This is a genomic window from Actinomadura sp., assembly GCF_044508335.1.
In the GTDB taxonomy this organism is placed as follows: Bacteria; Actinomycetota; Actinomycetes; order Streptosporangiales; family Streptosporangiaceae; genus Spirillospora.
The window spans coordinates 1-11853 of the sequence record NZ_JBIQHY010000029.1 but is presented as its reverse complement, the minus strand read 5'-3'; the positions used below and the strand labels follow the sequence as shown (position 1 = coordinate 11853).

Annotated in this window: 14 protein-coding genes; 8 read left to right on the top strand and 6 right to left on the bottom strand. The window is 65.2% G+C overall.

From position 1 onward, the window contains the following. Positions 1-24: 24 nt before the first annotated feature. From ACIWVC_RS13360 to ACIWVC_RS13335, 6 genes are all read right to left on the bottom strand, one after another. A complete protein-coding gene (locus ACIWVC_RS13360; protein WP_396446863.1) occupies positions 25-201 on the bottom strand; it encodes an FxLD family lanthipeptide in 177 nt (58 codons plus the stop codon). A 166-nt stretch (positions 202-367) separates the two neighbouring features. Beyond that, positions 368-1225 carry a helix-turn-helix domain-containing protein gene (locus ACIWVC_RS13355; RefSeq protein ID WP_396446864.1) on the bottom strand — a complete coding sequence of 286 codons (858 nt, stop codon included), beginning with the start codon at positions 1223-1225 and terminating at the stop codon, positions 368-370. Between the two features lie 23 nt (positions 1226-1248). Continuing rightward, positions 1249-1821, bottom strand: a complete 573-nt coding sequence (locus ACIWVC_RS13350) for a DUF6879 family protein (protein ID WP_396446865.1) — start codon at positions 1819-1821, stop codon at positions 1249-1251. Continuing rightward, the gene (locus tag ACIWVC_RS13345; RefSeq protein ID WP_243718290.1) at positions 1772-2068 is read right to left on the bottom strand and encodes a hypothetical protein; all 297 of its coding nucleotides are present in this window, start codon (positions 2066-2068) and stop codon (positions 1772-1774) included. Before ACIWVC_RS13345 ends, ACIWVC_RS13350 begins: the two co-directional genes overlap by 50 nt. Before the next feature lie 151 nt (positions 2069-2219). After that, complete coding sequence (locus tag ACIWVC_RS13340; protein WP_396446866.1) at positions 2220-2636, bottom strand: hypothetical protein; 417 nt, start codon at positions 2634-2636, stop codon at positions 2220-2222. Then, positions 2633-3169 (bottom strand): ATP-binding protein, encoded by a 537-nt coding sequence (locus ACIWVC_RS13335; RefSeq protein WP_396446867.1) that lies wholly within the window; start codon positions 3167-3169, stop codon positions 2633-2635. Before ACIWVC_RS13335 ends, ACIWVC_RS13340 begins: the two co-directional genes overlap by 4 nt. A gap of 354 nt (positions 3170-3523) precedes the next feature. Here ACIWVC_RS13335 and ACIWVC_RS13330 point away from each other — a divergent pair, with 354 nt between their 5' ends. From ACIWVC_RS13330 to ACIWVC_RS13295, 8 genes are all read left to right on the top strand, one after another. After that, a complete protein-coding gene (locus tag ACIWVC_RS13330; RefSeq protein WP_396446868.1) occupies positions 3524-4966 on the top strand; it encodes an XRE family transcriptional regulator in 1443 nt (480 codons plus the stop codon). Further along, the gene (locus ACIWVC_RS13325) at positions 4959-5906 is read left to right on the top strand and encodes a phosphotransferase family protein (protein WP_396446869.1); all 948 of its coding nucleotides are present in this window, start codon (positions 4959-4961) and stop codon (positions 5904-5906) included. The genes ACIWVC_RS13330 and ACIWVC_RS13325 overlap by 8 nt, the downstream gene beginning before the upstream one ends. A 101-nt stretch (positions 5907-6007) precedes the next feature. Then, positions 6008-6487, top strand: a complete 480-nt coding sequence (locus ACIWVC_RS13320) for a hypothetical protein (RefSeq protein WP_396446870.1) — start codon at positions 6008-6010, stop codon at positions 6485-6487. 585 nt (positions 6488-7072) lie between these two features. Continuing rightward, the gene (locus ACIWVC_RS13315) at positions 7073-7855 is read left to right on the top strand and encodes a hypothetical protein (RefSeq protein ID WP_396446871.1); all 783 of its coding nucleotides are present in this window, start codon (positions 7073-7075) and stop codon (positions 7853-7855) included. 278 nt (positions 7856-8133) lie between these two features. Then, the gene (locus ACIWVC_RS13310; RefSeq protein WP_396446872.1) at positions 8134-8571 is read left to right on the top strand and encodes a helix-turn-helix domain-containing protein; all 438 of its coding nucleotides are present in this window, start codon (positions 8134-8136) and stop codon (positions 8569-8571) included. A gap of 137 nt (positions 8572-8708) precedes the next feature. Then, entirely contained in the window at positions 8709-9254 is a 546-nt protein-coding gene (locus ACIWVC_RS13305) for a hypothetical protein (RefSeq protein ID WP_396446873.1), read from the top strand. A gap of 42 nt (positions 9255-9296) precedes the next feature. Then, positions 9297-10571 (top strand): MAB_1171c family putative transporter, encoded by a 1275-nt coding sequence (locus tag ACIWVC_RS13300; RefSeq protein ID WP_396446874.1) that lies wholly within the window; start codon positions 9297-9299, stop codon positions 10569-10571. A 25-nt stretch (positions 10572-10596) separates the two neighbouring features. Beyond that, a complete protein-coding gene (locus ACIWVC_RS13295) occupies positions 10597-11817 on the top strand; it encodes a cytochrome P450 (protein ID WP_396454188.1) in 1221 nt (406 codons plus the stop codon). Positions 11818-11853 lie beyond the last annotated feature (36 nt).

Sequence of the window (11853 nt, the reverse complement as noted above, 5' to 3'; positions counted from 1 at the left end):
AGCGCTCGGCGTGGCTCGCCGGCTTCAGCCGACGTTGGTGGCGCAGGCGTTGGGGCAGGAACTGCCGCATCCGTCGTCGGTCAGGTTGATCAGGGATGCGGCGGCGTCGCTGAACTCAAGGACACGGATGTCCAGGTCGAACGGGTCCTCGGTCGCCGTCTGCCCGGCGGACGAGAGGGGCTCCATCGTGCTGTGGCTCATTTGGGGGTCCTTCCGCTTGCTGGAACGCTGACAAGCACACGCGCCCAAGCCGCGCCACCTGGTGGTTGGGCGCTGCTCCAGCAGCCGCTGGAGCGAGGGAGCAATGCAGTGCGACGTTAAAAGCGGCCGGACGACCGAGGCGATGAGTGTGACCAGATGTGACAGGTCACTTTCCGTCACTCAGGCCGTCGAGAGCGCTCCGAAGAAGGTGCCGGGCACGTGCTCCGTATACGGCCTCGTCCCCCAGCGCGCTGAAGACCTGCCCGTACATGGCGATCTCGCGCGGATTGGTGATGGTCAGGTAGCCGGAGACCAGTTCGACGCTGACCTGGTCACCGTCGTAGATCCAGAAGTCCTCGACCTGGCGGATCTCGCGATCGGGCTTCATCGGAACGATCCCGAGCGACACCGATGGTTGGGCGCCCGCTTCAGCGAGGTGAGCGAGCTGACCCTGCATCACGTCCGCGCCTCCGACCCCCGTCCGCAGCACCGACTCCTCGACCAGGAACGCGAACGTGCGTCCAGGTCGGCGAAGGAGTTGCTTGCGCTCCATCCGGACGGCGACAGCGGCCTCAACGTCGTCGATCAGCCCACGGCGCCGTCGAACCGCCTGCAGCACGGCCCGGGTATAGTCCTCGGTCTGCAACAGCCCAGGCAGCAACCACGACGAGTAGGAACGGAACATGCGGGTCCGCTCGAACAGCGGAACGACGGACTCCTGCGCCCGCTTCAGCCCGCCCCGCTCCATCCGGCGCCACTCGACCCACATGCCCTCGGCGGTCCGCAGCGACGCGACCAGGTCTTCGGACCGATCGTCAACCCCGCACGCGCGGCACCATGTCCGGATGTCCTCGGCGGATGGTGAGCGGCGAGCGTGCTCGATATGGGAGACCTTCGTCCGATCCCATCCCGCCTCGGCGGCCAGCGCCTTGGCGGTCAGCCCCGCCTCGCTGCGGATCTCCTTCAGCTGGTCGGCGAGCGCTTGCCGGGCAGCCTGCGCCGACGACGAGGGCGAGCGGGACACGGTGGCACGTCCAATGGTCTCGATCAGGCCGGCTTGTAGTCCTCGTGCGGGATTGCCCTTTCCCACACCGCCTCGAACGCCGTCAGACACAGCGACACCAGGGCCGGTTCGTCGCGATTCTCGGGCTGCTTGAGCGACGAGCCGTCCCCGGCGAAATGGTTGAACTGCACCACCCGATCGTCGAACACCCAGTAGTCGTTCAGCGGCACGGCCACATCCAGCGCCCGGCGCCGGGGCAGCCAGCGCACCTGCTCGCCGGCGGCCACGTTCATCGGCGTGACCCCGTACTCGAACCGGATGTAGTCGGTGACCGGCTCGGAGACGATCCGGGCGCGGCGCACCGTCACCCCACGGGCGACCAGCGGCGCCACCAGGTCGATCCAGCCGCGCCCCCACTCGATCGGGTCGAAGTGATCGCCGTCCCGCCACCGCAGGAAGTCGCGATTGGCTGGGGTGTAGACGTCCCGCTGCTCCAGGTGCACGGCCGAGAACCGGCACCCGCTCAGCAGAGAGGTGAACGATTCGGGGACTTGCGCCCCGGTCTCCTCATTCGCCGTGGCGGCCTGGCCCGCGTCTTCCTCGCTCGTACGTGCCATTGATCGCCTCCAGGATGATGTCCCTCATCACCGGCGGCAGTTTCACCACCACCTCGTGCTCGCCGATCGGGCTGTGCCCGTCGACCTCGGCCAGTGCTCGCGGGTCGGTGACCTGCTCGCCTTGGAACCAGACGTCGCCGGTGTCCTCATCGACGTAGACGGCCGGGCACTCATTGGTCGGGGTGTCCGGCGTGATACCAACGAAACTTAGTCGCACGACAGCCTCCAGCGTCGCGAGTGTGACCAAGGGTGACGCCTGTCGGCTAGACATTCACCCGCGCTCCGACCGCCGTCCAGTCTCCGAACGGACAGACGTTCCAACCTCCGCAGAGCATTCGGGAGACGGTCGAGCAGCGCGGAAGATGCAGCCTTCAGGCCCCGACCCCAGGTCGGGTGGACTATTTGGTGCGAAAGGAACGGGGACGGGGCGCAGGCGGAGCAGCGATGAGCCGGACGGCTGCGACGAGATGGGCGGCGGCCCGAGCGGTGTCAGCGATCGGGCACAACGGCTCGAACCAGCGTCCGGCGACGACACCGCCGCGGTACGCGGTCCGCGGCCACTGCCAATACAGGACGTCCCGTCCGGGCCACGGCAAGCCCCAGACACCTCGACTGGACGACGGATCGGTGCCAGCAAGGCGTGCCGACACCGAGACGGTCGGCGGCGCGCATTCCCAGGTGCTGACGGCGCACAGACCCGCGTCGCTGAGGTGGTCAACGAGGTCGCGGGCCAGGTCGAACCGGTCGCGCGGGCTCGACTGAAGCACCGGAACCACATGCGTGCTGCCGACATCGGGGTTGTGGCGGCTGGTCACCGCGCACCACTCCTCGACAGCGCGAACGCCACCGCCTTGCCGGGCCGTCCAGTCGAGGACATCACCGTGGGGTACACCTTGCATCGGCCGCCCGAGAGCCGATGGACGATGGCCAGGCCGTGACCGCTGTCCTGCGGGACCTCCTCCGAGGAACACTCCGAGGCGTCAGTGTGGTCGAGCTTCTCGAGGATTTTCGGGAGGCCGACCAGGTCGCTATCTCCGTCGACGACCTCGCACCACGTCGGACGTCCGGCGACGATCACGAAGCGGATCTCGTAAGGCCCGCTGGCGTAGGAGACAGCGTTGGCGCCAAGCTCACCAACGGCGAGCTCCGCGTCGTCAACGTCGCTCTCATCCGCGCCGACAGTCCGTAGGACTTGCCTGACCAACGCCCTAGCGTGACGCACTGTCCTGTCGTCTGGGAGGTCATGCGCCTCCAACCGAAAGCCTGCGCACACCGTCCCTTCGTTGTTCACAGGCTCGTCGCTCTGTCCGGACATCACCTCCCACGCAAGCCTGGAGGACTCCGCCACAACCACACCTCCTGAACGGTTCGGGCTGGCTCGCAGCCCTCTGACCACGTCTGAGTGCCAGAACAGTGACGCAGAGTCAGCGTGGCGCCAATCGCGGGGAATCCACGAATGTGCAGAACCCGTGGCACAGCCACGGAAACGGTTACGAACCCGTCGCCGGTCCACCGAAACACCGCGGACGCTGGGCAAGAAGGAATCCGGGTCGATCAGTGGCGTCTACGCTGAAGCCCACTGGTACCCGGCCTCGGTAGAACGGCATGGGGAGAACGAATGGCCCGAGGAGAGCACGCACCGTCATGCGCCCGCCGGTGGCGCCAGCGAGCCCAGGCCGAGGACTGGCGGACGTGGAAACTGGTGCAGGCCATCCACCACTGCTGTGGAGTAAGCCTGCTCAAGGCCCACCGCCTCGCCCAAGGCTGGACAGCTAGGACCGCCATCGACCGTCTGGCCGAGCTATGCGAGCGCGAGCACCTCGGAGAACCGCATGCCAACATCGATCTGCTGAACGTGTGGGAGAACGGCCGTGGCCGTCCACGGCCTGACACCGTCGACCGCCTTTCACGGCTGTACCGCGCCAACCCCGTCCGGCTCGGCCTGGCCGCCGACTACTCGGATGATGCCGATCCCCACGAAACCGCGTTCGTTCCGGCTCCCCGTATGCCGCCTCCCTCGTCCTCGACCTCAGACGTGCCGGTGCTCACGCCAAGCGCCCTGCACAACCCCGGCCCGTCCCACGGATCCGAGGACGAGACCACCCGTCGAACCTTGTTTAACGACGTCCTCGCCGGGAGCGCTCGTATATCGCATGGCCGCCTACTGGCTGAAGTGCAAACGCTGCGGCAGCAGATGGACCGCACCCTGGTCTCCGGCACGGTCACCGAGGATCAGATGGATCGCCTTGAGGAAATGGTCCTCCGGTGCCGGCGCAACTACCTGATCACTCCGCCTCTGCCGATGCTTTGCCAGCTCATGCTGGAGTTCAGCGACGTTCGCGACCTGGCTTCTCAGCGGCAACCAGGCCCGATCCAATGTCGGCTCTCCCGCGTCGCCGCTGCCTTGGCGATCTTGAGCGCGGACGCCCTGATGAAGCTGGGCGACATCCGCCAGGCTCGCGCCTGGTACGGGACGGCCAAGACGGCCGCCGACGACACCGGCGATTCCCAACTCCGCGCGCTCGTCCGCGCACAAGAAGCGATGCTCCCGTACTACTACGGCGACCCAGCCGAAACCGTAAGTCTCGCGCGGGAAGCCCAAGCACTCGGCCGAGCGAAGCCCACTTCTCCCACAGCACTCGCCGCAGCCGCCGAGGGACGTGCCCTGGCCCGCCTCGATGACCGCCAAGGCGCCCTCGCCGCACTAGCCCGAGCCCAACAGCTTTTCTCCAAGATCAAGGATCGCAACACCGGAACGCTGGCCTTCGACTTCACCGAGCAGCGCCTCTACCTGTACATGAGCGGCGCCCACGCGCACCTACCCGACCGGCCACGCGCTCAAGCCGTGCATGACACCGCCTCGGCCCTGTGCCGCCCGAACAGCCCAGGGATCGATCCGGCGCTGATCCAACTGGACCGGGCGACGACGCTCGCCCGCAGCGCACGGGAAGCCGAAGCCTGCGAACTCGCAACCCAGACCCTCATGGCACTGCCGCCCGAACAACGCACGACCATTGTGTTCGTCCGCGCCCGCGACGTCCGCTCCGCGATCCCCGCTAACCGCCGAGGCGACAAGGCCCTACACACCTTCGAAGAAGCCCTAGCCTTGGACAACGCCACAATCCCTGGCCACCGCGATGCCTAACCAACTGACCGGCGCGCCCAACCTCCACGAGCGCGCCCGCCAAATCCTCGGCGAAGCCTGTAACCAGGTCGGCCTCGACCCGACGGGCGCTGAACTTCTCCGACTGCGCAGCAACGCGGTGTTCAAACTCCGCGAGCCGATCATCGCGCGTGTCGCTACGGCACCTACCGCCGCGGAGCGCCTCCCCACCGTCCTAGCAGTCACCCGCTGGCTCGCCGACCGCGACTTCCCCACCGTCCGACCGGCCGACGAGATCACCGACCAACCCCTGAGCGTTGACGGCGCCACCGTCACCTTCTGGCGTTACATCCCCACAACCCCGGACCCGGCCACCACAACCGATCTCGGCCGCCTACTTCGACGGCTGCACGCTAGCCCGATGCCGCCGTTCCCGCTCCGGACGCTGAAGGATCCGCTGGCGAGCATCCGCACAACCGTCCAACACCAGGCCGGCGTCCTCACCCACGACGATCAAGTCTGGCTCAGCCACCGCATAACCGACCTCACCGACGCATGGCACGGCCTGCCGTTCCACGAACCACCAGCACTTCTGCACGGCGATGCGTGGATAGACAACCTGCTCCGTCATCGAGACGGGCACGTGATCCTCGGCGACTGGGACAGCGTCGCCGCCGGCCCACGCGAATGGGACCTGATCCACAGCTACCACGGCGAACGCCGCTTCGGCCTCTCACCCACGGACGTCAACGACTTCGCCGCCGCCTACGGCTATGACCTGCGCATATGGGACGGCTACGAAACCCTCATGCAGATCCGCGACCTCTACGCCATCGGCATCCACATCCGCAACGCCCCCGGCGACCCGTTCTCCCGTCGAGAACTCGCCCGCCGCCTCCACTGCCTAAAGGTCGGCGACACCCATGCCCGCTGGCACATGAAGGACCGGGGGACAGCAGTAACAGGTGAAGCCCAGGGCTAGGCACCGAGACCAGGGGGCTCACGTCAAGACTGACGGATCGGCCGTGTCTCATTGGTTGACATCCGACCAAAGCACTCCTCGCATGTGATCAAATACTTTCCATGAGTGGAATCTGGGGAAGCATCGTAGCCGTGCTAGGAACGCTGCTCGGTGTACTGGTATCTGCTTTGGCGCAGCGATGGAACACCTCTCGTTCGGAGCAGTTCAACAGAGAGCGCCAGTTGCGGGAGGAACAACTCACTGCTTTCAGTAGTTTCGCTGGTGCACTTGTAGATTATCGTCGCGCTGAGTACGACCGTGCGCACAAGAATATAGACGAACCTGGATCCGCTGCCCATAATGATGCACGTGGAGAGTCTTACCGTGCACGCTCAACTGCCCATCATGAACTGTTTCGAGTTCAACTGACATCCGACAGTATCAAACTTTTCCGCCTGGCAGAAACGGCACTCAATGCCGCAGAGAATATTCACGAAGCAACAACCAAGGAACAGGTGAGGGCCAGCGGAGAGAAAGCGAAGAACGCGCTCAATGAATTTGTCAAGGAAGCTGGAAGGATCGTACGTCAGACATCACCTTGACGAGCGGCGGAGTCCACATACCGCCTGGATCTTCCGTGGAAGTTCGCGCCCATAAACAAGCCTGGCACATATGCCATACATGTGCTATTTCCGGCGATAAGTCAGGGATCACCCAAGCTGACCTCCTGCGTCCGCCCGTCCGGACCTGGCCGGAAATCACCACCAGCCGCAAGTTCGCGATCGTGCCGGTATAAGCAGCTTCCCGGTCCGCCTGTTCAGGCCCCGTCAGGTGACGCACCTGGAAGCCGTACCTGTGGACCTCTTTAGTACCGAGGCGTGTAGGGGTACATCCCGCCGCGCAACGTCGAGATGAGAAGCCGAGCGCGCGTTCAGTTTTGCCAAGCCCATAACGAATTACGGACCTTGAACAAGTGGCCAGGTCACGCGGCTTTTAAGCACAGACGCTGACTTTACCTCCCCGACCGCACCCCTCACCCAGAGCAGAGTCTTCGCAGGTCAGGGCGATTATGAGCAACCTATGAGCACGTCGTAAGCACGCCCGGGTGCCTACGGAGTGCTCATGAAGTGCACATGGCGTGGCGGATACCTGACGCCATCGATCCGTCACGACCTTCCGGGGGCGTCATGAGCAACCAGATCAACAACAAGCGGCCGGTCCAGCCGAACGCCGGCGAGCGCACCGGCAACGCGCTAGCCGTCGCCGAGCGCGCCTTCCAGCTGCTGACCACGGGCCCAAGACCGCTGGTGGTCGACGGACGTGCGGTCGGGCACGGCCTACCCGCCCGTGCGATCGACCTCGGGGAGCTCCGCACGCTTCTGCTTGAGGCATCCGCGTCGGACGACTTGAAGGACGCCGCGTGGCGGGAGCTCGTCGGACGAGCAAGGACCGGCGACCCCGCCTGGGTGGTGGGCTGCGTAGGTGTGGCGATGCCGGGACTGAAGAACACGGCCGCCCGCGTGATCCGTTCCAGTCCGAGCCGGCTCATCGACGACATCGTGTCGGAGCTGCTGACGGAGTTCGTCGCACAGCTGCCGCGCATCGACATCGAGCGTCCGCACCTCGCCGCGCGGCTCATCCTGTGGGCGCGCAAGGGGGCGCTGCGGGCTCGTGGACGGGACGTCCGTCACGTGCCCTGCGACCCGTGGGAACTGCCCAGTCGCCCACCTGTCTCCGACACCGACCCGATTGCCTTGCTGCTGGACGCAGTGCGGCAGGAAGTCATCACCTCGGCCGGTGCCGAGCTGATCATCGCGACCCGTTTTAACGGCCTGTCCATCCAATGTATGGCCAGGGACATGGGCGTGCCGGCGAGCCGACTGTACAAGCGGCGGCAGGACGCGGAGGCCCGCCTCTTGGCTGCGATTCGAGATGATCGAATCGCAGCCACCACGGGCCTGGAGGATTGAATTTCAAGCTTGCACCCGCAGCGAGGCTTCTCCGCTGCGGGTGCATTCTTTTGGGATCGCCTCAGGGGAATCAGGCCGCAGATGGCGGCGCTCCGACTCGGGCAAAAAGATCTATAAAGACATAAGTAGCAAATGCACAACCGACTAACCTCGGTCGGCAAGTTCAGCGCCTGCGCCAAGCGCCGGTGACATACTGTTGACCAGGCTCTTCAACGTCCGAGGAGAGGGGGTGTTCTGTGGTAGGCGGCGACACTACGCCGGAAAGGAGAGACGATGCCGTGGCGGTTCCGTCGCTCGCTCACAAGGTCGACTACCTGTTTCGCCGGATGCATCCAGATGGGCGCGGACCTTACTCTCTCCAGGAGGCCACGGTCGCGATCGAAGAGCTGACCGGAGAGAAGGTCTCGCACAATACGCTGTGGAAGTTGCGAACCGGCAAGCACGACAATCCCACCAAGCGTGTACTGGAAGCCCTGGCGACCTTCTTTGGAGTCCCTCCCTCCTATTTCTTTGACGACGAAGTATTCCGTGCTGTCGAAGAGCAGATCGAACTGCTGACTGTCTTGCGCGACACCGGGGTACGCAGCGCACACTTGCGCAACTTCCTACGACTATCGCCCGAGGCGCAGCAGATGGTCGGTGAACTGATCGAATCAACCGCCCGCTTGGAGCAACGAAGTAGGCAGAACGATACTGATTCATCGCCGAGCAACTGAGTCAGTAATGACATGGATGTAGTCGGCAGCGAAATGTCCATTCGAGTCACCGAACAAGAGTGCCCAGCACGGAATCTGGAAGGTTGAGAATGCTAGGAGGGGAACTCCGACGGCGATGCCGCACTCGTATGGAGGCGTTGAGCATTCCCGACCCATGGAATTTTGAGGAGTTCTGCAAAAGCGTCGCAGCCCATACAGGCCGCGCATTGAGGGTGATACAGATCCCTACGATGCCGGAAGGATTGTGTGGCCTATACGTCTCTACCGCAGGTGCCGATTACATCTATATCCCGATGGGAACCACGGTGTTCCACCGTGAACATATTGCGATGCATGAGATCGGCCATCTGATCGCAGGTCACCAAGGCGGGGTGGGCGTAAGCGACCTGGCCGCGGACCTGCTGCCCGATCTGAACCCAGCGCTGGTGCGTGCCGTGCTGGGACGTACCAGCTACACCAGCGAGCAAGAGCAAGAGGCCGAGTATTTCGCAACTCTGGTCGCCAAGCGTTCACGCCCTCGCAGGGCCGCCCACCGGGTCGCGGCTGATCCGGCCGTCGCTGAAGTACTCGACAAGTTGGAGGGTGCGTGGGGGCGCTGTTCGATGTCCCGGGGTTCCAAGCCGGTCGAGGCGGCTGAAGCGATCGGGGCGCCAGCGAGTGGTACGGGGAAGCCCGGCCACTAGCCACCTGGGCGAACGGACGACAAGCACATCCGGGGGTTGTTGTTGGTCAACATCTTCTTCTGGACGGTCGCCGCAGCGGCGTTCGCAGCGGCGGGAACCAAAGCACGTGGCCTTCGCGGCTCCTCTCCTCCGCCCGGGCTGGGATCGACGTGCCTGCTGTTGGGGACCGTCGGCCTAGCGCTGGTGCTCATCTCGAGCGGCGCGCAGCAGGTGGAGAACGCGGTGTATCCCAATCTGGGCCGCCTGCTGTCCAACCTGTGTACGACGGTCGCCGCCTTCGCAGCGCTTGCACACGTGTTGTGCGTCACGCGTCCTCCCAGGGAGGCCCGGGTACGCATCCGCCGTTGGCGACTGGCGCTGTTAGTCGCGGTGACCGCCATGACCGGGCTGTTCGTGTCCAGCCGCCTTCCACCGGTCATCGACTTCGGCCACTTTTACCGCGACCGTCCAACACTTGTTGGTTACGTCCTGATCTACGTGGTGTTCTCGGGATGGGCACTGGTGGTCCTGGCGGTCACCGCCGTACGGTACGCGGGCCCGGCAGCGCGTCCCGAACTGAGGGCCGGGCTGCGGATTGTGAGCGTGGGATGCGCCCTCGGGGTCGTCTACCTGGTCGAGAAGACAGCGGTAATGGTCACGCAAGCGCTGCGGCTACGTCCGCTGCTGCCGGAGCCAGCGGGGTTGTGTCCCAGCCCGCTACACCCACCAAGATGCTTGTTCTCGGTCGGTTTTCCTGCACTGGCGGTGCTGGCGATCACGATCGGCATGACCTTGCCCGCTTGGGGACCGGCCGCGGCGGCTCCTGTGCGGTGGCTGCAGTACAGGCGTACCTACCGTCGACTGAACCCCCTGTGGCTGGCGTTGACCACGGCTATGCCGCAGATCGTGCTGCCCAGGAACGGCCGGGATCGCTTCAGCTATCGCTACGGGGTCCACCGCCGGGTGATTGAGATCCGCGACGGGCTGCTGCTCCTTGGCCCCTATCGGGATGCCGGCGCAGGATCACAGGCCGCGGCCGCCATGTGTGGCGCCGCGCTCGACCCTCGTCAGGAAGCGGCAGCGCGTGAGGCGAACTCAGTCCGCATGGCTTTGACCGCCTACCAGTCCGGACGCCCGGGAGAGGGGCACACCTCCAACAACGACCCCACCGAGCGTGATCCTCAGAACGGTCACCAAGGCAAGGAAACGTGGAACGGCGGTACCGGCGACGACCTGGCCAGCGAGGCCGACTGGCTGATGCGGGTGTCCTCGGCGTTCTCCATCTCCGCGAGCCCGGCTGGGAACTTCGCCAAGGACACGCGTCCTAGATGTCGATAACGCCCCGTACCGTCCGACCTTGATCGTGGAGCTCCTCGTGTTCGATACCGACTTCCATCGCGACCCCTACCCGATCTATGACAAGCTGCGCGGCCACGGCCCGGTGCAGCAGGTGAGAGTCTCCTCCCGCGGGCATCACGTCTGGCTGATCACCGGATATGCGGAAGCCCGCGCCGCCCTGGCCGATCCACGGCTAAGCAAGGACACCTGCCGCTTCGGATATCTGTTCGGCGATCGCCGCGACATCGCTCCGCCACTGCGAGACACGATGCTGGCCACCGATCCCCCCGACCACACACGGCTACGCCGCTTGGCCGCCCAAGCGTTCACCACCGCCACCGTGGACCGGCTTCGCCCTCGCATCCAGCAGATCACCGATCACCTGCTGGAGACGATCTCCCCAAGGGGTACCGCCGATCTGATCAACGAGTTCGCCGTACCGCTGCCGGTCACCATCATCTGCGAGCTACTGGGCGTCCCCGAACGAGACCGTCCGCTGCTCCGGGAGTGGTCCAACGCCCTGTTCACCTCGGGTGATCCGGCCTTCCGCGACCGGGCTTCCCACCACATCGCCGATTACATGACACACCTGGTCACCGCCAAGTACCAATGCGCCGATCGCGACGTCTCCGTTCGAGACGGGGAGGACTTGCTCGACAGCCTGATAGCGGCCCGTCAGCGCGACGACCGCCTCAGCCAGCAGGAGTTGGTGTCGTTGGCGGCGCTGCTGCTGGTTGCCGGGCACGAGACCACCACCAACCTGATCGGCAATGCCGTTCTCGGCCTTCTCCTCCACCCCGCCCAGCACGCCGCTGTGACCACCGTCCCTGACCGGCTTGCGCCGGCCATCGAGGAGTTCCTCCGCTACGACTCCCCTCTTGGGATCGCCACCGTCAGATTCACCACCCAGCCGGTAACTTACGGGCCCACCACGATCCCCGCCGAACAGGTCGTCATGGTCAGCATCGGCGCCGCGAACCGCGATCCCGCCCAATATCCAAACCCCGCAGCCCTCGACCTCACACGCACCGGGGCCTCTCCGGGTCATCTGGCCTTCGGCCACGGTCCCCACTACTGCCTGGGGTCTGCGCTCGCTCGCACTGAAACCCATACGGCCTTGACCGGCCTGCTGCGCGAGCTCCCCGGCCTGCGCTTGGACACCACACCCGAACAGCTCGACTGGCGTCCCAGCCGGATGATGCGCGGCCTACGCGCTCTCCCGGTTCGCTGGAACCCCACCAGCTGAAGCCAATCCGGGCGATCAGAGGCGGATCACCCCACG

Bases quoted from the DNA above. Each gene is read 5' to 3' on its own strand.
- ACIWVC_RS13360 (WP_396446863.1), bottom strand. From the start codon at position 201: ATGAGCCACAGCACGATGGAGCCCCTCTCGTCCGCCGGGCAGACGGCG.
- ACIWVC_RS13350 (WP_396446865.1), bottom strand. From the start codon at position 1,821: ATGGCACGTACGAGCGAGGAAGACGCGGGCCAGGCCGCCACGGCGAAT.
- ACIWVC_RS13325 (WP_396446869.1), top strand. From the start codon at position 4,959: ATGCCTAACCAACTGACCGGCGCGCCCAACCTCCACGAGCGCGCCCGC.
- ACIWVC_RS13320 (WP_396446870.1), top strand. From the start codon at position 6,008: ATGAGTGGAATCTGGGGAAGCATCGTAGCCGTGCTAGGAACGCTGCTC.
- ACIWVC_RS13315 (WP_396446871.1), top strand. From the start codon at position 7,073: ATGAGCAACCAGATCAACAACAAGCGGCCGGTCCAGCCGAACGCCGGC.